19 protein-coding genes and 2 pseudogenes are annotated in these 21,509 nt (G+C 41.3%); 10 read left to right on the top strand and 11 right to left on the bottom strand.

Annotated features, from left to right (window positions below; all coding sequences use genetic code 11):
- Window positions 1-22: 22 nt before the first annotated feature.
- Both JFY49_RS14140 and JFY49_RS14135 read left to right on the top strand, forming a co-directional pair.
- Window positions 23-1,327 (top strand): RNA-guided endonuclease InsQ/TnpB family protein, encoded by a 1,305-nt coding sequence (locus JFY49_RS14140; protein WP_200223250.1) that lies wholly within the window; start codon window positions 23-25, stop codon window positions 1,325-1,327.
- Between the two features lie 154 nt (window positions 1,328-1,481).
- Window positions 1,482-2,042, top strand: coding sequence for a hypothetical protein (locus tag JFY49_RS14135; protein ID WP_200223249.1), 561 nt, complete (start codon window positions 1,482-1,484; stop codon window positions 2,040-2,042).
- Window positions 2,043-2,109: 67 nt separating this feature from the next.
- Here the strand turns inward: JFY49_RS14135 and JFY49_RS14130 are convergent.
- A protein-coding gene (locus JFY49_RS14130) for an IS4-like element ISAba33 family transposase (RefSeq protein WP_107010211.1) occupies window positions 2,110-3,200 on the bottom strand; the annotation gives its coding sequence in 2 pieces (ribosomal slippage) (window positions 2,110-2,660 and window positions 2,660-3,200; 1,092 coding nt in all).
- 132 nt (window positions 3,201-3,332) lie between these two features.
- On the opposite strand from JFY49_RS14130, the gene JFY49_RS14125 reads away from it, so the two are divergent.
- The 4 genes and pseudogenes from JFY49_RS14125 to JFY49_RS14110 form a co-directional block, all read left to right on the top strand.
- Window positions 3,333-3,677 carry a protease inhibitor I42 family protein gene (locus JFY49_RS14125; RefSeq protein ID WP_227609472.1) on the top strand — a complete coding sequence of 115 codons (345 nt, stop codon included), beginning with the start codon at window positions 3,333-3,335 and terminating at the stop codon, window positions 3,675-3,677.
- A gap of 191 nt (window positions 3,678-3,868) precedes the next feature.
- A pseudogene (locus JFY49_RS14120) lies at window positions 3,869-4,039 on the top strand (IS982 family transposase); the annotation flags it as partial.
- Between the two features lie 87 nt (window positions 4,040-4,126).
- Window positions 4,127-5,259, top strand: a protein-coding gene (locus tag JFY49_RS14115; RefSeq protein WP_223155595.1) for an IS3-like element ISAba14 family transposase whose coding sequence is annotated in 2 segments (ribosomal slippage) — window positions 4,127-4,379 and window positions 4,379-5,259 — 1,134 coding nt in all. Because the reading frame shifts where the segments join, the coding sequence is not laid out codon by codon here.
- Window positions 5,260-5,318: 59 nt separating this feature from the next.
- A pseudogene (locus tag JFY49_RS14110) lies at window positions 5,319-6,017 on the top strand (IS982 family transposase); the annotation flags it as partial.
- A 30-nt stretch (window positions 6,018-6,047) separates the two neighbouring features.
- On the opposite strand, the gene JFY49_RS14105 reads toward JFY49_RS14110, so the two are convergent.
- Window positions 6,048-6,380 (bottom strand): HopJ type III effector protein, encoded by a 333-nt coding sequence (locus JFY49_RS14105; RefSeq protein ID WP_200223246.1) that lies wholly within the window; start codon window positions 6,378-6,380, stop codon window positions 6,048-6,050.
- A 154-nt stretch (window positions 6,381-6,534) separates the two neighbouring features.
- Between JFY49_RS14105 and crcB the strand changes: the two genes are divergently transcribed.
- Window positions 6,535-6,915, top strand: a complete 381-nt coding sequence (gene crcB, locus JFY49_RS14100) for a fluoride efflux transporter CrcB (RefSeq protein WP_200223245.1) — start codon at window positions 6,535-6,537, stop codon at window positions 6,913-6,915.
- A 108-nt stretch (window positions 6,916-7,023) separates the two neighbouring features.
- Here crcB and JFY49_RS14095 read toward each other — a convergent pair whose 3' ends face one another.
- From JFY49_RS14095 to JFY49_RS14080, 4 genes are all read right to left on the bottom strand, one after another.
- Window positions 7,024-7,278: a type B 50S ribosomal protein L31 gene (locus JFY49_RS14095; protein WP_166168663.1), complete on the bottom strand. Its 255-nt coding sequence runs from the start codon at window positions 7,276-7,278 to the stop codon at window positions 7,024-7,026.
- A gap of 107 nt (window positions 7,279-7,385) precedes the next feature.
- Window positions 7,386-8,684: an ABC1 kinase family protein gene (locus JFY49_RS14090; protein WP_200223244.1), complete on the bottom strand. Its 1,299-nt coding sequence runs from the start codon at window positions 8,682-8,684 to the stop codon at window positions 7,386-7,388.
- Between the two features lie 224 nt (window positions 8,685-8,908).
- A complete protein-coding gene (locus JFY49_RS14085; RefSeq protein ID WP_320159616.1) occupies window positions 8,909-10,264 on the bottom strand; it encodes an MATE family efflux transporter in 1,356 nt (451 codons plus the stop codon).
- A gap of 36 nt (window positions 10,265-10,300) precedes the next feature.
- Window positions 10,301-10,762 carry a DMT family transporter gene (locus JFY49_RS14080; protein WP_180080539.1) on the bottom strand — a complete coding sequence of 154 codons (462 nt, stop codon included), beginning with the start codon at window positions 10,760-10,762 and terminating at the stop codon, window positions 10,301-10,303.
- 127 nt (window positions 10,763-10,889) lie between these two features.
- Between JFY49_RS14080 and hemW the strand changes: the two genes are divergently transcribed.
- Window positions 10,890-12,044: a radical SAM family heme chaperone HemW gene (hemW, locus tag JFY49_RS14075; RefSeq protein WP_200223243.1), complete on the top strand. Its 1,155-nt coding sequence runs from the start codon at window positions 10,890-10,892 to the stop codon at window positions 12,042-12,044.
- A 180-nt stretch (window positions 12,045-12,224) separates the two neighbouring features.
- Here the strand turns inward: hemW and JFY49_RS14070 are convergent, their stop codons facing one another.
- Window positions 12,225-12,434 (bottom strand): cold-shock protein, encoded by a 210-nt coding sequence (locus tag JFY49_RS14070; protein WP_086195804.1) that lies wholly within the window; start codon window positions 12,432-12,434, stop codon window positions 12,225-12,227.
- Window positions 12,435-13,457: 1,023 nt separating this feature from the next.
- Window positions 13,458-15,281: an acyl-CoA dehydrogenase C-terminal domain-containing protein gene (locus tag JFY49_RS14065; protein WP_180080523.1), complete on the bottom strand. Its 1,824-nt coding sequence runs from the start codon at window positions 15,279-15,281 to the stop codon at window positions 13,458-13,460.
- Between the two features lie 343 nt (window positions 15,282-15,624).
- Between JFY49_RS14065 and JFY49_RS14060 the strand changes: the two genes are divergently transcribed.
- Together JFY49_RS14060 and JFY49_RS14055 are read left to right on the top strand one after the other, a co-directional pair.
- Complete coding sequence (locus JFY49_RS14060; protein WP_200223145.1) at window positions 15,625-16,488, top strand: IS982 family transposase; 864 nt, start codon at window positions 15,625-15,627, stop codon at window positions 16,486-16,488.
- A gap of 97 nt (window positions 16,489-16,585) precedes the next feature.
- Entirely contained in the window at window positions 16,586-18,859 is a 2,274-nt protein-coding gene (locus JFY49_RS14055) for a hypothetical protein (protein WP_200223240.1), read from the top strand.
- A 59-nt stretch (window positions 18,860-18,918) separates the two neighbouring features.
- Here JFY49_RS14055 and aroE read toward each other — a convergent pair whose 3' ends face one another.
- The 3 genes from aroE to hemF all read right to left on the bottom strand — a co-directional run bounded on the left by aroE (window position 18,919) and on the right by hemF (window position 21,272).
- Window positions 18,919-19,707 carry a shikimate dehydrogenase gene (gene aroE / locus JFY49_RS14050; RefSeq protein WP_200223239.1) on the bottom strand — a complete coding sequence of 263 codons (789 nt, stop codon included), beginning with the start codon at window positions 19,705-19,707 and terminating at the stop codon, window positions 18,919-18,921.
- Window positions 19,708-19,840: 133 nt separating this feature from the next.
- Window positions 19,841-20,047: a hypothetical protein gene (locus JFY49_RS14045; RefSeq protein WP_086195801.1), complete on the bottom strand. Its 207-nt coding sequence runs from the start codon at window positions 20,045-20,047 to the stop codon at window positions 19,841-19,843.
- 280 nt (window positions 20,048-20,327) lie between these two features.
- A complete protein-coding gene (gene hemF, locus JFY49_RS14040) occupies window positions 20,328-21,272 on the bottom strand; it encodes an oxygen-dependent coproporphyrinogen oxidase (protein ID WP_086195800.1) in 945 nt (314 codons plus the stop codon).
- Window positions 21,273-21,509: the final 237 nt, after the last annotated feature.

The following is a 21,509-nucleotide window of genomic DNA, read 5'->3' as shown; positions in this document are numbered from 1 at the left end:
ATTAACACATGCACACTCATTGATGAAAATCAACAAAGCGTACAAATTTAGGCTTGAGCCTAATGCGGAACAGGAGCTTGTTTTAAACAAGTTGCTTGGCTCTGCACGTTTTGTTTGGAATCAGGTTTTAGCCATTTCATTTGAAATGCTTACCAAGAATGAACGCATCACCAAGGATAACCTGGTTAAGAAAATACCCGATCTCAGAAAAAAACCTGAATGTGCTTTTTTAGAACACAGCTCAAATGGCGTTTCACTTCAACAAAAAGTTCGTGATCTTGGTGATGCTTGGGCTAGGTTTTTCAACCCAAAAGAACAAGCCAAATTAAAGCAAAAACCATTTAAAGCCAAAAAACCAAGATTCTTTAAGTTGACCGATGATACTGAGCTTCAACTTAGACCGCTTATGCCGCGATTCAAAAAGAAATCTGATGGTTATGATTCAATTCGTATTGTTCAATTTGATAGATATTGTTGGGTCAAAGGTAATCAAGTTAAGTTACCCAATGATATTGGTGTTGTGAAATTCAGAAAATCACAAGATATTCTTGGCACAATCAAAAATGTCACAATCTCAAAGCATGTTGGTAAGTGGTACATATCTTTTGGTGTTGAAAGCACAGTAGAAGTACCAATCCATCCATCAAAATCAGCGATTGGCATTGATTTAGGCGTTAAAAAGTTACTTACAACATCCAATGGTGATGTATTTAAACCAATCAATAGTTTTAAAGCCAATCAAGTCAAGTTGGCTAGACTTCAACGCAAGTTGAGAAAGAAAACCAAATTTAGTCAAAATTGGAAAAAACTTAATCTAAAGATCAATAAATTACACCATCATATTGCCAATATTCGGCATGACTACTTGCATAAAGTCACGACAATGCTCAGCAAAAACCACGCAATGATCGTCGTTGAGGACTTAAAAGTAGCCAATATGTCGAAGTCAGCCAGAGGCTCAATCGAGAACAAAGGAAAGCATGTAAAAGCCAAGTCACGCTTGAACAAGTCAATCCTGGATCAAGGTTGGTCGATGCTTGTCGATATGTTGGATTACAAGCAACAATGGCGAGGTGGTTTACTCGTTAAAGTTGATCCTAGATATACAAGTCAGACTTGTAGCTCATGTGGTCACGTTGCAAAAGAAAACAGGCTCACTCAGGCAAACTTTAATTGTGTCGAGTGTGGCTTTAGCGAGAATGCGGATATTAATGCTTCTCGTAACATTTTGGCGGTAGGACATACCGTTTTGTCTGTGGAGGGTGGATGCGGTAAAGGTCGCCCTGTGAAGCAGAAAGCAAGTGAAATCCGTGAGGAAGTCACCTAAGAGCTTTTGCTTTTAGAATCCCTGAGAAACGAGTTTCGCAAGGAACAAAGTGAAAGTGGTGGGAGTATGTCAATGTTACCAAGTCCATATATTTTTTTAAGTTTACTCATTTAAAATTAAGTTAGAAATCAAGGAATACGTTAGGGGCATAAAAATGGTTAGGTCAATATTATTCAGTACTTTACTTGCTACCAGCATGTTGCAAATGAGTGCCAGTGCTTCTGTCGATTATAATATTGCGAAGGGCTTGGCTCCGCTGGCAAAAGACCAGTCAATCAAAAAACTGCAATCGTTTAAAGGTGATTTTCGCATTCTAGGTTCGAAAATTTATACTAGTGATGAACAGGCGAAGTTTTCACCGATTGATTATGCCGTGAGCTGGGGGCTGTTTGCCGAGCCTGAAATTGCACGTCATATTTCAGTTAATCAGTATGACCGTTATTTAAACTGGAAGATTGATCGCCTGCCAGTGCCTGCCGAACAAGCCATGCAAATGGTTTCGAATATGCACATCATTCCTGCTAACCCTCAAATTGCCAAACAGATTAAACATGTGAAACGCGGTGATTTGGTGCGGCTAAAAGGCGAGCTGGTTGAAATTAAAGACAGAAATCTGGTCTGGACGTCATCCTTGACCCCGACAGATACTGGAGATGGTGCCTGTGAGTTATTCCGTGTCAGTTCAATTGAATGGATTGAACGGGTGGAAGGCTAACCGTTTTTTTATAACAAGATGATGAAAAGATTAAATTTATGAAATCTTTCTCTGTACACGACAAATTTCATAGGATCCTTGTCCTATCAGGCTTTTTCTTTCTTAAAATTGCTAGCACTTTCTTAAATTCTTCTTTTTTTCCAAAACCAATCAAACGTAGAATAGCCATTTGAACATAGTCCAAACCGTAGCGAAATAAACTTACTGAAAGTCGTCCATGCTTCTTTATTTTTATCGCTTTTTTCCGATCATGTTGCCATTCACCTGTTAAATAGCACCAACAGAAACCGATAGCTAGCACTGCTATCAATTTCTTGACTCGTCTAGGGTCTGTTAAACGAGTATTTTCAAGATTGAATCCACGTCCTTTGAGACAACTAAATAACGTTTCGATTTCCCAGCGTAATGCATAATCACGAATAGCAGAAGCATTAAACATAGGAGAAACAACAAGTAAAAGCTCTCCATCTTCTAATCGTAGCGCACTAATATACAGTTTCACTCGACCAACCCAAATACGTCGTTTACGACATTCAGTTTGACCAACTTGAAGATGACGAAATAAATCACTAATTTTATGATTCTTGGCTAAGTGATTGGTCACAATAAAGTTTTTTTAACACGTATACAGAAGTTAATGTCATTTTCAATTAACCATGTAAACCATTTCTCACCGATAAATTCTCTGTCTGCAAACACATTCACAATACGATCTTTACCAAAAATGGAGATAAAGCGTTGAATCAAAGCAATACGCTCTTTTGTATCTGAATTTCCACGTTTATTGAGCAATGTCCAAACAATAGGTATCGCTATTCCACGATAGACGATGGCTAACATCAAGATATTAATATCTCGTTTTCCCCATTTCCAATTAGTTCTATCCAAAGTTAATTGGACTTTATCGAATGAAAATATATTGAAAATTAACTGAGAAATTTGACGATAATCGAAATACTGATCTGCAAAGAAGCGTTGTATACGTCGATAAAATGATTGTGGTAAGCACTTGATGGGTAAGGCTTTAGATGCAGAAGAAAGATTACATGTCTGTTTTACAATTAATGCAAGCATAATCAGTGTAAAACATTTTGCATGTGACTTGTTCCACTTTAGATATTTGTTTAAGATGAGATGTAACTCATTGAAATGTGTCATCATATTCGTCGTCAGAAAACAAGTATTATGCCATTATTTCAATGAGTTATCTTTTTTTGTCGTGTACAAAGGAAATCTTTAGTACTTAGTTTTGCTGTAATACTGGGGTTCAGCATGGTAGGGTGTAGCAGTATGAGTCCAATGGTAGATGGAAAAACCCATAGTTACTCATTAGACAGTCAATGCCCGGCTTTGCTGGAAATGAACGTGGGGCAGATCCTGAAACTTACCCTGCCCGAGAATCCGACCACAGGTTATATCTGGCAAGTGGCACAGCCGCAGAATATCTTAAAAGTTGAAGAAATTTATCGGCAAGATCAAGTGAAAGGCCAGCAACCGATGGTGGGTGTAGGTGGACAAAAACAGTTTATATTTATTGCACTGCAACCGGGTGAAGCATGGATTCACGTGAAACATAGCCGTGCATGGGAACAAAATCCGGTAGATGAGTGGCGTTGTCGGGTCAGAATTTCCTGATTTTCTAAATCCCTCCCGACTTCCCTTTTTGAAAGGGAGGAGTAAAAAGCTCGCTCTAATAAAGCGGGCTTTTTATGTTCTAAGACGTATATAAGTAAACCTGAGTTCGATATAAAAAAGAGTAGAAAAAAAGCCCTGAATTTATAACATATTGGTTCTCAATACAAAATGTTATAAAACAAGGCTTCTCGATGGATCATATTACCGAATTATTTTGTATTTTGGACGATTTCTGCAAAACATTTAATGAATCTTTAGAAAAAGCTTTAATTTCTGATCAAAAATCCAAGCTGAAAAAGTCAGCCTTGAGCTTGTCTGAAGCAATGACCATTGTCATTTTATTTCATCAATCCGGTTTTAGAGAGATGGATCCGGAAATTTGAACAACTCCTATAAGTGATATTCTGCTCCTCAAATGATGTTATAAACATCAATATATGGAGTATTTTATGGCACGTAGACCAAGAAGAAATCATTCAAATGATTTTAAAGCTAAGGTAGCACTTGCTGCGATTAAAGCAGAAAAAACACTTGCTGAATTGAGTGCTGAGTTTGATGTTCATCAAAACCAAATTATTGACTGGAAAAATCAATTGATCTCAGCTTCCTCGCAAGCTTTCGATCAATCAAAAGCTCCAACAGAACCACCCATCGATCTAAAAAAACTACATGCAAAAATCGGTGAGCAGGCATTAGAAATTGATTTTTTAGAAGGTGTGTTGAAGAAACTGGGCCGCTTCAACCACAAAAGTTAATCGACGACTCACTTCAGATTTCAGTATCTAAGCAAGCTAAGCTACTGAAAGTCTCCCGTGGTTGTTATTACTATCGCCCAAAACCTGTGAGTGCATCAGATCTGAAGCTGATGCGATGTATTGATGAATTACATATGCAATATCCTTTTGCAGGCAGTCGTATGATGCGTGATTTGTTGAATCGTCAAGGACATCATATAGGACGACGTCATACACGTACTTTAATGAAGAAAATGGGTATTCAGGCGTTATATTGCAAACCAAATTTAAGCCAGGCTAATCAAGCTCACCGTAAATATCCATATCTGCTCAAAGGGTTGGCTATTCAGCGCAGTAATCAAGTGTGGTCTACGGATATAACGTATATCCCTATGGCAAAAGGCTTTGTTTATTTATGTGCTGTGATTGATTGGCATAGCCGCAAGGTACTTGCGCATAGGGTATCGATTAGTATGGAGGTGGATTTTTGTATTTCGGCTTTAAATGAAGCGATTGAAAAATATGGTCGACCTGAAATATTTAATACAGACCAAGGCAGCCAGTTTACCAGTGATGCATTTATTGATGTATTGAAATCAAATGGCATTCAAATCAGTATGGATGGTAAAGGTCGATGGGTAGATAATGTGATGGTTGAACGATTATGGCGGAGCGTTAAATATGAAGAGGTGTATCTCAAAGCTTATAGCAGTGTCACAGATGCGAAAAAGCAATTAAGTGCATATTTTGAGTTTTATAATTTGAAACGACCTCATTCGAGTCTAGACAAAATGACACCAAATGAGTTTTACTATGATCAGCTACCCCAACAAAACAAGGTGGCTTAACTAGAGCGGAATATCACTTATAAATACGCTTTTAGTTGTTCAAACAAGTGGGACCACCTCTTAGATTCTTCAAATATTTTTATTGCCAAATGATCGTTCCATTCTGGAAATCTGCTTTTCCTAAACTGCTTAGCTACAACCGATTTATTGAAATCATGCCCCGTTGTTTGCAAGCTCTGAGTAGTTTCTTCCACCAGGTGAAAGGAAAAGATACGGGAATCAGTATCATTGACTCCACTAAATTGGTAGTTTGCCATAATCTTCGGATTAAAAGGCATCGTGTATTTAAAGGCTTGGCCGGCCGTGGAAAAAGTAGTACGGGTTGGTTTTATGGTTTTAAATTACATATCGTTATCAATAATTTAGGTGAAATTATTAATCTCAAACTGACATCGGGAAATGTTCATGATGTTGCTATATTAGAATCTTTAACTCAAGAATTAAAAGGAATCCTACTCGGAGACAAAGGCTATTTGAGCAAAGCAAAAGCCGAAACTTTAGCAGCAAGAGGACTGAAAATATTGACCCCATCACGTCGGAATATGAAAAATAAACCCATCCAAACTGAAGAAGAAAAACAATTACTTTGCAGAAGAGGATTGATCGAAACCGTGAATGATCAATTAAAAAATTTACATCAACTTGAACATTCACGTCATCGTTCGGTAAATAACTTCATGGTGAATATCATGGCTGCTGTAGTGGCTTATTGTTTGAATCCCAATAAGCCAACTTTCCAAAATATGCTAAAAGGCTAAGCAGATTTCGTCGAACTCAGGTTAAGTAACTTATTTTGCTGTTAAAGCCTGACCGTCAAACTGAATGCCATCCCAGCCATTTTGCATAAACTGGCGAATGTTCTGGTGGTCTGTGGCTTCAGGAGTCGCTAACACGGCTGCATAGTGTTCAGCAAACAGGCTTAGGGTTTGTGCCTGATCTAGACCATTGAGTTGGGCAAAAGAAAATACTTTGGCACTGCCTTGGTTTTCCGTTGCAGCATTGGTCTGTTTGCCATTTTGAAACGCTGTAGGGCTATGCTGATAACGTGCATCAATATATGCAATCACGTCTGCAAATTTGATTTCACCTGCCTGAAGCTGTGCCAATAAATCCTGAGCCATAATTTCCTCAATTCATAGAAAAAAAGTTTAAAAACATCGCGACTATAACAATTTTTAGGGCAGTATTTCATTACTATTTCAGTTCATTTGTAGAGTATAGTGGATCAAGAATTTACACAGTCCTGATCTTTGATTTGATAAAAATGGAACAGATATGAATTGGCTACTGGTAGCTTTAGGGGGAGCAGTCGGCGCAAGTTTGCGTTATGGTGCAGGGGTATTTTTATTTAAACCGAGCAGCGGATTTCCGTGGACCACCTGGTGGGTGAATATCTGCGGTTGTCTGCTTGCCGGTATTTTCTTTGCTTATAGCCAGAAATTTCCTGTTTTGCAAAATGAAGCACGCCTGTTTTTGATGGTCGGTATTTTAGGTGGCTTTACCACTTTTTCCAGTTTTGGTTTAGAAACTTTTCAACTGCTCAAGCATGGACAGATTGCACTGGCTTTAGGCTATGCCATTTCCAGCGTGATTACAGGAATTATTGTGTTGGCGCTCGGTTTTTACCTGTTTCAGGTTTTATTGCAGAGTCGATAACAGCTCAAAATTTTTGTCATATCAGAAAAAAAGAAGCCCAAGCTGGAGGATATGGCTTGGGCTTTTCAAGTCTTAAGATTAACCTTTAAATCTTAAAACAGTATGAATTTAATGTGAGCGTTTGAAACGTGCGAAACGTTTATTAAAGCTTGCTACACGGCCTTCATTGCTGGTTTGACGTTGTTCACCTGTATAAAACGGATGTGAGGCACTGGAAATATCCAGAGTGACATAAGGATAAGTCTGGCCTTCATATTCACGGGTCTGGGTCGGTTTTAACGTGCTGCCAATAACAAAATAGACATCTGCATTGGTATCGTGGAACAGTACCTGTTGATAGTCTGGGTGGATATCTGGACGCATACATTTCTCCATCGTATATTTTAAATTTAAAGAAATGTTATAACATAACAATTATCGAGTCAAATAAAACCCGGGTACTATGGGTGAACCGGGTGGGTGTGGCTTGATCAGACTCGAGGAGGCACCAGCTCCTCAAATAAATCATTCAGGTTATCATTCACTTTTAAATGAATTAAATTCCAGTAATGTCCGGAAACCGTGCGGTTAACCATTAAGGTATCCGGTGAAGGCTTAAACACATCCCAATATTTTAATGACGGTTTCAGCAGTTCGACGCCATCATGATGGGCAGAGTTTTCAGCAAAATCGTAATGGGTGATCAGCGGACGCATCAACACTTCCAGCCACTGGCGATATAGATCTTCAGGAAACTTGCCTTGCGTGGTGATGGAATGCAGGTCATCCAGCTTCTGTTCCATTTCGGTAATATTGCCTTCACGGGCGGCATTAATCAGGGTCTTGAAATTCGAGACAATTTCAGTAGACAGGGTTTTGACACCGCCATAGTCGTAAATAATCACCGTCCCATCTTCACGAAAGGCAAAGTTGCCCGGATGCGGGTCACAGTGGAAACGTTTCAGATAGAAAATTTCCTGACCAATGGCACGGAGTAGGCGGCGACCCAGTTCATTACGGGTATCTTGAGACCAGGTACTGGCCGTTTCGATGCTTTCGCCCTGTTCCAGGCTTAAAGTCAGAATATGACGCGAAGAATAGTCGCTATAGACTTGAGGAATAATAATTTTATTGTCTAATGTTTGATGAAATGTACGTGCGACTTCTAAGTTTTGCGCCTCAATCTCATAGTTCAGCTCATTATCCAGACTGTCCTGAATTTCCTTAAACAGCTGATCTTGCAACTTGCGGTCAATTTTCAGTACACCCATTAAGCGCAAGGCCAGACGCACCTGTTTCAGGTCACTTTCACAGGCTTCATCCACGCCCGGATATTGCACTTTGACCACGACCTGCTGACCGTTCGGCAAGATGGCTTTATGCACCTGCCCAATAGACGCAGCAGCAAAAGGCTGTTCATCAAAACTTTTAAAGATTTTCTGGAGCGGTTTACCCAGTTCTTTTTCAACTTGCGCTTTAATTTCAGCAAAAGGCATGGCTGGGGCTTGGCGCTGTAACTTGCTAATGGCACGGGCCACTTCTGGTGGGAAGATGTCTTTGTATTGTGAAGCAATTTGCCCTACTTTCATCACCGCACCTTTCATTTCGCCCAGGGTGTCCGCAATCTGAATGCCGATATCCTGAAAAAGTTTAGTGCGCGAAGCATTTTTTTGTTCTTCATCGGCATTAAAGTTTTTAATCGAGTTTGATACGGTTTTAGTTGCAATACTCGCCGTCATACTGGCAAGTTTCATAAAGCGACGACCGGGGGTCCTAGCCGTTTTTGCCATGCGATATTCCTCAGCATCATCATAGATGGTTTTTAATGATCATAGGCGTTAAACAGGATATTGCCTACTTGAAATTGTTAAAAGCTGCACTTTTACAGTGAGATTATCAAAAAACAGAACGTTTTTGAGTGGCTAAATAACTGAAATATTGTGGATTATTTTTCTATTTATGCTGTATTGATCTCATCCCTTTTCCCATGAAAAGGGATGGGTCTATGTAATTTTTAAGGCATTTTCAGGCGATGGTTGATTTTGTATAAACGGGTTAATAACAAGATACAGGCTACACTTAAACCGACAATCAAGCCGACCCAGACACCCGCTGCCTGCATTTGGGTAAAACGCGCTAGATAAATCCCGACCGGGAAGGCAATGACCCAATAGGCAATCATGGTGATCCACATCGGACCTTTGGTGTCCTGCATGCCTCGCAGGCAACCTGCCGCACTGACTTGCCAGGCATCCATCAGCTGATAGGCCATGGCAAACAGCAGCAGATATAGCGCGACCTGAGTGACCTCGTAATCTGAGGTGTAAATTGACACAATTTCTGGCCGGAAAAACCAGATCAGTGCCATGGTAGCGAAGGCAAAAACAGTGCCGGTGGCCAGACCCAGATATTGCACTTTATGCATTGCCTGCCAGTTTTTTTCCCCATAATAGGTGCCCACACGAATGGTCAGCGCAATGGCCAGTGACATTGGAATCATAAATAATTGTGAGGTCACGGACATGGCAATCTGATGCGCGGCCACCAAGGTTTCGCCCAAGGGGCTGAGCACAATCGCAGCCGTGCTGAACAGGCTCACTTCAAAAAAGATGGCCAGGCCAATCGGGAAACCGAGTCTTAAAATACGCTTGATCCAGTCCGGATTGATTTTTTCAAATGTGGCAAAGGGCTGTGTTTTTTTATAGGCCGAAGCTTTTAATACATAGGTTGCGAGTGCAATAAACATCAGCCATTGCAAAATCGCCGTGGCAAAACCACAACCGGCTGAACCTAACTCCGGAATTGGTCCCCAGCCATGCATAAAAATAAAGTTAAGCGGAACCAGAACCATTAATGCAATCAGGCTAATCGCCGTCACGGGACGTGGATGCCCCAGCGCTTCCGAATAGCCACGCAGCGCTGCATACATGGTCACAGCGGGCATACCTAGACCAATAGCATGCAGGAACAAACTGGCTTTGGGCAGCAAGACTTCTGGTACGCCTAAAACAGGCAATAAAAATGGCATGATCTGTAAAATCAGTGCAGCGATGATGCCCAGAATCAGCGCGATCCACAGCGATTGCCGTGCAATACTGGCAATTTTTTCCGGCGTACGTGCGCCGTTGGCTTCTGCAACCAAAGGAGTGGTGGCAATCATGATGCCGCTAAACAGCAGCATGACTGGAATCCATAAGCCTACCCCGACAGCAATCGCGGCAAGATCTACCGGAGAAAGATGTCCGGCCATAATGGTATCAATCAGTCCCAAACCGGCCTGGGAAAATTGAGTGACCAGAATCGGAATCATCAAATGAAAGAGCTGTTTTAATTCATAACGGGTCGTTGTAATCGACGAGACATTTGACACAAAAATTACTCATCATGTGCTTAGAATAATGAGGGGTTAGCGTTGTAAAGTGAGAAGCACACCAATAAAAATCACTACGCCACCTAACAGACGTTGCCAGTTCACCGGTGTTTTTTCTGTGCCCAGTAAACCAAAATGATCCAGAATCATTGAAGTGACCAGTTGACCAAAAATAATCAAACCGGACAGAGTGAGAAAACCAAGTTTGGGCGCAGCATAAATACTGAGGCTAATGGCATATACCCCAAGAAATCCACCCAACCATAAATACCATGGCAGTTGCACAAACGTGGCAAAACCCGGTTTTCCTACCGGCTGAAAAAACACCAATATGGCCAGCAGTATTGTACCAACCAGAAAAGATAAAAGGGCGGCTTGTAAAGGTGAATTTAAATATTCTCTCAACTGGCTGTTGATAGCCGTTTGAAAAGTAAGCGCGATACCAATCCCCAGGGTCATGGGAATGAATAACAATAACTGAGCAGATATTTTCATCATTCTAACAATTTAATTCTTCAATAGTTTTTCCTAGTGTACTGATATTCCTTGTGAGATTTTATCAGTGTCCTGATGCAGTCATGTTAATATATTTATCTTCCTGTCTTATATATTTTGAGCTTGTTCCTTGGCCGAATTAAATCCTGCACTGGTTCCTTTATCTTTATACATTCATATGCCGTGGTGTGTGCGTAAGTGTCCGTACTGTGACTTTAACTCGCATGCCGTACCGGATGGAAAACTGTCCTTGGATCTGGAACAGCAATATTTACAGGCTTTGGTCGAAGACTTTAAAACCCAGGTCGACTTTGCCCAGGGGCGTCAGATTCATAGCGTGTTTATTGGTGGAGGCACGCCGTCACTGATTTCTGCAAAGGGTTATCAATGGCTATTTAGCCAGTTAAAAAGCTTAATTCCTTTTGAAGATGGCTGTGAAATTACTCTGGAAGCCAATCCGGGAACAGTGGAGCATGACCCCTTTGCAGGTTATTTGGCAGCAGGAATCAACCGTCTTTCCATTGGTGTGCAGAGTTTTAATAGCGATCAGCTGAAAAAATTAGGGCGTATTCACAGCAATGATGATGCGATTAATGCCATTCATTTGGCCCGTGAAGCAGGCTTTGAACGTATCAATGTCGACTTGATGCATGGCTTGCCAGAACAAACGCTAGAACAGGCGTTGCTTGATTTAAAACTGGCTGTGGAAAATGGTGCCACGCATGTGTCGTGGTATCAATTGACCATTGAACCGAATACAGTATTTTTCCGTACCCAGCCGGTTTTACCCGTTGAGGATGTGCTGGAAGATATTCAGGAACAGGGTGAAGCCTACCTAAAGGCCAATGGTTTTGTGAACTATGAAGTTTCAGCCTGGCGTAAGGAAAAACCCTCTGCGCATAATTTAAATTACTGGCAGTTTGGCGATTATCTGGCGATTGGGGCAGGGGCGCATGGCAAAGTGACTCGACCCGATGGTGTGTACCGTTTCCAGAAAACCCGCTTGCCCAAGGATTATCTGGCCAAAGTACCGGCTGAGCATTTGCAGTTTAAACGCATAGAAGATGAAGACATGCCGTTTGAATTTATGATGAATGCGCTACGGTTAAATCAGGGTGTTGATGCCAAACTGTATGCCGAGCGTACAGGTTTGAATTTAGAAAATTTGCATGAGCTTTTAACTTCATTACGTTCACGTCAGTTGATGATTGAAGATCAAAACCGTTTGTCTTGTACAGAGCAGGGGCATGTGTTTTTAAATTCGGTGCTGGAAGAGTTTCTGTGACTTGCAATTAATCCCTCGATTGATGTCCTGATGCAATATAGAAGCCGTAGATATGGGCGATTGAATTTCCATTCAACTGCATAGGAGGCAGAGTGAAGTTTTCAGTTTTCTATGCAGCGTTGTCTGAACGCTAAAAACAAAAAAAGCACTATCAAAGTGCTTTTTTATCGATGTTACTTATTATAAAGCAACAATATTCACAGCATTCGGGCCTTTTTGACCTTGCGCAATACTGAATGACACATGCTGACCTTCAAACAATGTTTTAAAGCCAGAATTTGCAATTTCACTGAAGTGAGCAAACACATCTGGACCAGATTCTTGTTGAATGAAACCGAAACCTTTAGTTTCGTTAAACCATTTTACTGTACCGTTAACTGTATTAGACATAATATAACCTATCGAATTTTAATAATTTTTAGCCATCTTAAATGACTGATAATAACTTTGAAAATAATAATGAATTGAGCTTAAGATCTGAAAAAACGAAGGATTATGACTAAAACTGCGATACTTAAAGAAGATTTACTAAACAAGATTTTTTCTAGTTGAGTTAATCATACATGAAATAAATAAACATTCAAGTTTTTTATATGTATTATAATTTTTTCTTATAAAAATGAGCGTTAAATAAGCCAGATATTAAATAAATTAAATTTATTCAATTACTTATTTTTAAAACCAAGATGCTTGTTTTTCTATTGATTGCTGGTTTTGGCTCAGCATTGTTTCCTGTTCTGCAGTAAGTTATGCCAATAGGCAAGTGAAAAGAAACGTTTGCTACATATTGTGCAACCATATCCACATCTCAAAAGCGATTTAAACAGGGGCGATTTTCTGTAGGCGAAGGGTAATTAACTGAATGGGGGCAGAAAAGATATATTTACCTTCGTTGAACTGCGGGCATACGGCTACTTGCCCGCCGATGAAACAATATTTAAATCGAAGAGCCGAGGAGAATACTCAGGGAGGAAATAAACACCGGCATCAAGTTTACTCGATAGGGAAAACGCTTAGCTTTGTACGCTCTGACGTACATTGATTTAGGGATTTTGCGGATTGGAACAGCCGTTCTTTTTTCTTTAGATCAAGTCATACAGGAACAGGATATTCCGGAACAGAAAACAACAATAATACGTTCAAACACCAGGGCTGTGAGGCAAGACAGGAGTCATGCTTAATCAACCCATACGAAAACCCCGGCATCCTGCCGGGGTTTTTCTTTGCCATTGCGTCATGCTCATTAGCTGTGCTGATGAGCACTATCCCATTTTTGGGACTGGCTACCGCAATATGCATACAATCAGTAAATCCTCCGCAATGGCATTATTTGATATAAGTGCTTTTATGGAATATGGCTTGAAAATAAAAGAGCACCGAAGTGCTCTTTTATTTTGACTTAAACTTTACAGCTTAGTAGTCAAAGCTAAAGTGTTCAGGTGCCAGTGAAGTCATGGTTTTTGACGGATTGACCATTGCTTCGGCATGACCTTGGGTACGTGGCAGCAGGCGTTCAAAGTAGAAATCTGCTGTTTTGATTTTTGCTTTGTAGAATTCAGGCACTTCCTGACCTTCACCAGCAGCCAGTTTTGCAGAAGCTACAGCGGCTTGTTGCGCCCAGAAATAAGCCATCATTACATAGCCAGAGAACATCAAGAAATCGACAGATGCAGATGACACGATGTCGCGGTCTTTACGTGCCGCCAGCATAATACGAACGGTGAGAGCATTCCATTGTGCGCAAAGCTTGGTCAAGTCCCAAGCAAAACGGCGCATGTATTTGTTACGCGCATGCTGACCACAGAATTTCAGGATTTCAGCCGTGTAATCGCGAATCACTTTACCTCTAGAGGTTAACAGGACTTTACGGCCAATCAGGTCAAGTGCCTGTACACCGGTAGTCCCTTCGTACAGGGTAGAGATACGTGAGTCACGAACAATCTGTTCCATGCCCCATTCTTTGATGTAGCCATGACCGCCGTAGACTTGCATACCGTGGTTGGCAGCTTCAAAACCCAATTCAGTCAAAAAACCTTTCAGGATAGGGGTGTAGAAACCCAGGTGATCATCATGTGCTTCATATGCTGCAGTATCACCCTGTATTAAGGCATCAGCCATTTTGTCGGCAATTTGTGCGGCGTAATAAATCATTGCACGACCGCCTTCAGCAATCGCTTTTTGAGTGAGTAGCATACGACGAACGTCAGCATGGTGAATGATCGCATCAGCCACTTTTTCAGGGTCTTTCTTACCTGAAAGGGCACGCATGGACATACGCTCCTTGGCATAAGGAAGTGCGCCCTGGAATGACAGTTCAGCATGGGCAATGCCCTGGATCGCGGTACCGATACGCGCAGTGTTCATGAAAGTGAACATGGCATGCAAGCCTTTGTGTGGCTCGCCAATCAGGTAACCCGTTGCATTGTCAAAGTTTAATACTGCGGTTGCAGAAGCGCGAATCCCCATTTTATGTTCGATTGAACCACAGCTGACAGGGTTGCGCTCACCCACTGTACCATCTGCATTGACCAGGAATTTGGGCACAATGAATAGCGAAATACCTTTGGTCCCGGCAGGCGCATCTGGAAGGCGGGCAAGCACGATATGAACGATGTTTTCTGTTAAATCGTGTTCACCGGCAGAGATAAAGATTTTCGTGCCCGAAATGGCATAGGTACCATCTGCCTTGGGTTCCGCCTTGGTTTTGACCTGGCCTAAGTCCGTACCACATTGTGGTTCGGTAAGACACATCGTACCTGACCATTCTCCTGTCACCAGGTTAGGCATATAGGTGTTTTTTTGTGCTTCAGTACCAAACTGAAGAATGGTGTTCATACAGCCGACACTTAAACCCGGATACATCTGGAAGGCCCAGTTTGCAGTACCCATCATTTCTGATTTGATCAGGTTTAAAGATTGCGGCAGATTTTGACCGCCAAATTCTTCAGGGAAAGACAAACCTTGCCAGCCGCCTTGCACGAACTGGTCATAGGCTTCTTTAAAGCCTTTTGGGGTTTTGACTTCACCATTTTCAAAGTGACAGCCTTCTTCATCACCCGATTGGTTGAGTGGAGAAAGTACGTTTTCACAGAAATCTGCCGCACCTTCAAGAATCATGTCTACAGTGTCAGCATCCGCTGCTTCACCATTTGAAAGCGTTTTGTAGTGTGCTGGGTAATCAAGCACTTCGTTCATTAAAAAACGAATATCATGCAAAGGGGCTTTATATGCTGGCATAGTCTTAATCCTAATTTAGAAATAGTTCTGGATTATCTGTATCGATACCTTGATTATTCACATTTATCATCAAAAAACATTGATAAGGATAGCGATTAAAAATGTCAGAAATGCGAATTATAAAATATGCTCGACCCAATAGTATCAACATCCTATTATGTTATATTGGGTTGTAATTCTGTAGCTTAGAACAGAATAAAGTATAATGAATATAAGGCGTTTACATGTGAAGGCACAACTAAAATATTTAACCTGAGTTCGATATAAAAAAGAGTAGAAAAAAAGCCCTGAATTTATAACATATTGGTTCTCAATACAAAATGTTATAAAACAAGGCTTCTCGATGGATCATATTACCGAATTATTTTGTATTTTGGACGATTTCTGCAAAACATTTAATGAATCTTTAGAAAAAGCTTTAATTTCTGATCAAAAATCCAAGCTGAAAAAGTCAGCCTTGAGCTTGTCTGAAGCAATGACCATTGTCATTTTATTTCATCAATCCGGTTTTAGATTCTTCAAATATTTTTATTGCCAAATGATCGTTCCATTCTGGAAATCTGCTTTTCCTAAACTGCTTAGCTACAACCGATTTATTGAAATCATGCCCCGTTGTTTGCAAGCTCTGAGTAGTTTCTTCCACCAGGTGAAAGGAAAAGATACGGGAATCAGTATCATTGACTCCACTAAATTGGTAGTTTGCCATAATCTTCGGATTAAAAGGCATCGTGTATTTAAAGGCTTGGCCGGCCGTGGAAAAAGTAGTACGGGTTGGTTTTATGGTTTTAAATTACATATCGTTATCAATAATTTAGGTGAAATTATTAATCTCAAACTGACATCGGGAAATGTTCATGATGTTGCTATATTAGAATCTTTAACTCAAGAATTAAAAGGAATCCTACTCGGAGACAAAGGCTATTTGAGCAAAGCAAAAGCCGAAACTTTAGCAGCAAGAGGACTGAAAATATTGACCCCATCACGTCGGAATATGAAAAATAAACCCATCCAAACTGAAGAAGAAAAACAATTACTTTGCAGAAGAGGATTGATCGAAACCGTGAATGATCAATTAAAAAATTTACATCAACTTGAACATTCACGTCATCGTTCGGTAAATAACTTCATGGTGAATATCATGGCTGCTGTAGTGGCTTATTGTTTGAATCCCAATAAGCCAACTTTCCAAAATATGCTAAAAGGCTAAGCAGATTTCGTCGAACTCAGGTTATTTAACTTTTTGTCTTTGTAGTTTCAGTTTCGCAGGCTGTTCACAGCATGTCATAAAGACCAATCCGAATCAGGTGGCAACTGTAGAGCAAAGAGCGATTCATGGTCTAAATGCGATGTTTGAAACATCCAGTTATGATTTTCGGGGCAAGCTCAGTGTACAGTCTAGTCCGGACATAGGACGTCAAAAAGCACAGCAACAAGTCAATCCGGCGATAGCATTTGAACCGGCATTGAAAAAACGTTTAGATCAATATTTAAAAGCGCAAAATATCCGTTTAAACAGCACTGAAAAACAAAACCTGTATGCCGCTATGGCGAAACAGCAGCAAGGGCATGCGGACAGTTTTGCTTCAGAGGACAAGCTGAGTTCATTCAATATTTTTGCATTGAATTTACTCAATAATACGCAATTTGAATATGATGGTTCTGTGCATTATCGAGAAAAGACCGCTGCTTTAAACTTGGCAGCCCGTTATGAAAAGCCGACCTTGCTGGTGCAAATGAAAGTACCGATGGTGGTCAATTTTAAAGAATATAAATTTTATACCAATTATTTTTCTTTGATGCCGTATTTGGTGAATAAAGACAGTCAAAACAGCTTTGCCTATATTGATTTCTCGAAATATAAAGCTGATTTTGAACGGGTAAATGTAGCGAAGTTGGCTGATTATTTAAAAGCGGTAAATGCCTTGCCATATATTTTGGCTGATGCTAGACAAATCAAAAGCCTGCCACTGAGCGTTGCAGAGAAGAACGGTCAGTTGATTGAAAAAATACGTTTTAGCAGCACCTTGGAAGAACTGATGTTGCAAATGGCCCTATTTGAACAGGTGAATGAGCCGTATTTAAAGCGCTCCGTGCTGGGCTATACCACAGCTACTAAAGTGAGCGATGCCGGGAGTGAAAAGCAGGAGGGAGAGGCTGTAACCCAGGCTGTAGAAGATACTGCTTCACCTGTGCAAGCAGGTAAAGCTGATGCTGTGGCTCAAGACGGCACAGCCTACAGTGCAACACTTGCTTTGCGTGAACTGGTCAGCGACAAACTTTATGGTTCAGCCGATTCACTGGTAGACGAAGAGGATGTAGCGCTAGAAACAGAAACGGATGATGAAAGCCCGACAGAACAAGACACTGCTGATGAAACTATTACTCTTACAGTAGACGACTGCCAGCGTATAATTGCTACGCCAAAAACAGCCCAAGTCGGTGATTTAACCTACTGCGTTTCTGCCTATGAATTAGATGCTTTTAAGCGTGTTGAACCGGTACAGATCACGGCTTCGGTTGAAGCGAAGGACCGTTCGGTACACGAAAAATTAGCCTTGGTCTTTGCACCGTATGTTTCTGAACAGTTTATAGATGCAGCGCATTTTGCTGAGCTGTGGGCAACGCACCAGCCTGAAATTCGTCAGGTTCTGGCGGCAAGTTCGCCAGCTAAAAAGACCCCGATACAAATAGATGTCGGTTTAGATGCTCAGGGACGTGCGGCACAGGTCGATTATGCTGTGCAATTCCTTACTGAAAAGTACGGTAAAATTGATGTACAGGCCGATATGCGTGTATTTAATTATGGGCAAGCCAGCAAAATTGACCGTGCTGCATTGCGCGATGCCAAGTCGATTCAAGAGGTGAGCAAAGGTTCAATTTTAGAAAAATGGGTGAAAGATGTAGGGCGAACTCTGGAGCAGCCAGCTGCTGTGATGGAAGGAACTAAAGCCGAAGCACCCACCTTAAGCTATGAGGATGAGTTGAATCTGTTGGCCGATAAAACCTATCAGCAAGCCCAGTCGTTCAGTCAAACCTACCAAACCTTATTTTTGCTCGATATGGCTGCAGAGCAAAGTGAGTGGGTGAAAAACCTTAGTCCGCAAACCTTGCAAGAAATGGCAGAGGTGTATGCCTACTGGTTTAGCGATGAACAGTATTATGATCCTAAAGGCAAAGAACTTGAGCGCATTAAGGCCTTACAGAAAAAACATCATCTTGAGGATGACAGCCAATTCAACCGGGCTATAGGCAGCCATGTTAATACCTTAACTGAGCGTGCTGTAGGCGAAGGTAAGGTCGCTGCAGCTTGGCACCAAGCCGCGAAGCAGTATAAGCAGCCACAGCATATTTTTGCCCAGCAATACCTGAAAGCATATCGGGAGGAATATCCGGACAATGCCGCCGACTCGCGTGTGCTCAAAGAAACTGCGCAGATTTTGGGGCAAAGCTATATCGACAGCAAGCATGGAAAATTAAGTCAGAAAACGATTCAAGACCTGACCCTTCAACATGCTGAAGTTATTAATTATGAAATATATATGGAAGTGTATGAAAATATGCAGAAATATGTAAAATAAACAGGAAGATGGTTCAAAAGAACCTCAGATCATCCTGAGGTTCTTTTGATGAATGTTAGTTAAAGAAAGTCTTTTAATTCAGGTTTAATGCCGTTCCAGATATAAAAAGCTTCAATCGCCTGTCCAACCAGCATGCCATAACCTTCCGAGGTCGGAACACCGCGGGTTTTGGCTTGATCTAAAAAGCTGGATGGCTTGCCATAGGCCATTTCGTAGGCATACTCAAATTGTAAAGCTTCAGGTAAAACCAAGGCATCACCGGTTAAACTTGCCGAAGTTGCATTAATGACAATCTCAAAATGACCAGCCAGATCATTTAAAGAAGTGGCTTCAAGGGTGGCTTGCGGCACAGCAGGTCTTAAATCGGTAACCAGTTGTTCTGCACGGGCTAAAGTCCGGTTAGCGATGACAATTTTTTTCGCACCCGCCTGTACCAAGGGGTAGATGACACCACGGGTTGCACCGCCCGCACCTATAATCAGAATTTCGGCATCGGTTAAATTCCACTCTAGGGCCTTGATGGCATCGACCAGACCTTGACCATCAGTATTGTCGCCATACAGCTTGCCATCCTGCATCCATAGGGTATTGACTGCCTTGGCAATTTTGGCACGTTCGGTTAATACGGCACAGGCTGCAAAAGCTTGCTCTTTGAAGGGCACGGTCACATTCATGCCCATACCGCCCTGAGCAAAAAACTCCTCGATATTGGCTGCAAAGCCATCCAGTGGGGCAAGGCGTTTGCTATAGCTCAGGTTAATGCCAGTTTTTTTAGCAAAAGCATGATGCAGTTCTGGAGAACGTGATTGTTCGATTGGATTGCCAATCACGGCAAATTGTTTGCTCATTTCACAAGGTCCGTGTGCGGAAATGGCATTCAATATACGTGATTTTTCCCGCAGGCTAAAGCCACTACGGAAAGGAAAAATGACAAAGAAGGAAGAATGGGGGAAATCGTTAAAGCGGTAAAGTTAAATCCTGTTAAGGATTACAAATTTCGCGAATGGTATCTTCCAGCCACATGGCTGCAGTAAAAAATAGGGCAAAACCTGCAAATACGGTAAAGCTAATCGACACGCTGTCTGCAAGGGTGTTATGTGAAAGCAAGGTAATGGTGATAGAACACACGATCAGGGTTAAAATACACCAAAATAAAATCACCTTATTATTTAACATTGTGTTGAGCATCGTTTCTCCTTCAAGCCTACTTTTTTGTATTTATCCATGCTGATTAAATCAGTATAGGTCATGAATATCATGATCCAGTCTAAACGATTTTTGTGACACACTCGTGTCTAGTGCTGTAAGGAAATATGTCGGTTTTTCTTGCATTAATAGCCTGGTTAATTATCTTAATTAAATTAAAATATTGATTTTAATTATTTAAATATTTTAAGTGTCGATTTTTTCAAAAGTTATTTCAGTGAAAAATCCCTTTTTCTGTAGTGAAAAAGGGATAAAAACTTTATTATTTTTTAAGTTCGGTCAACCAGTCATGCGGTTTGAGATAATAGTCGGTTAAGCATTTTTCAGGCGAATTTTCCTCCCATTCTGGACGATACGACCAGGCTGCCAATGGGGGCATACTGACCAAAATCGATTCAATTCGACCACCGGTTTGCAGACCAAACAAAGTCCCCCGGTCATAGACCAGGTTATATTCGACATAACGGCCACGACGGTAAAGCTGGAAATCGCGCTGTGCTTCGCTATACGGTTTATCCTGATTGCGTTGAAAGATGGGAACAATCGCTTCCAGATAACCATTGCCGACGGCTTGAATGTATTGAAAGCAGGTTTCAAAATCCCACTGATTTAAATCATCAAAAAATAAGCCGCCAATACCACGCTGTTCGTCGCGATGTTTTAAATAGAAATAATCATCACACCATTTTTTGTGTTCCGCATACACCGTATCACCAAATGGTGCACATAGCTCATGCGCAGTTTGATGCCACGCCAAGACATCTTCATTATTTGGATAAAATGGTGTTAAGTCGAAACCGCCACCAAACCACCACACTGGATCCTGACCTTCTTTTTCGGCCACAAACAGGCGCACGTTGGCATGTGAAGTTGGCACATTGGGATTCTTCGGATGAATCACTAAAGACACACCCATAGCCTGGGCTTTAGCACCGGCAATTTGGGGATGGCGTTCTGTGGCAGAAGCGGGGAGTTTAGCAATGTTGATGTGAGAGAACATGACTCCGCCTTTTTCAATGACGCTGCCCTTTTGCAAGACCCGTGAACGGCCGCCACCGCCTTCAGGGCGCTGCCAGTCATCAATTTCGAATTGAGCTGTGCCGCCTCCTTGTTGTTCTTGTTGTTCAAGTGCCGAGCAAATACGGCTTTGCAGATCAAGCAGGAATTCGCGAACGCGTTGAATATCGGCAGATGTAGGATGCTGCATCAAAGCCCTCATAGCGGAAAAGAAAACTGAGATACATCAAAGCATAAATTGTATAAAAGAGTAAGGATTTTTATGCAGCATGTTTTTTATTGAAATAGATACCATCCATTTTATTGAGACTTTGATTCAAAGTGATCGCTGAAAAATATCCCGACTAGATCACTAGGTTGAATTCTATAAGCAAGCCCAGCAAAATGAGTTGAATATGTGATGCAAAATATGGGTTCGGTTATAAGT

It is taken from the genome of Acinetobacter sp. CS-2, assembly GCF_016599715.1.
In the GTDB taxonomy this organism is placed as follows: Bacteria; Pseudomonadota; Gammaproteobacteria; order Pseudomonadales; family Moraxellaceae; genus Acinetobacter.
Note: the sequence above shows the minus strand (reverse complement) of the source record. Positions and strands in the feature narration are given on the sequence as shown.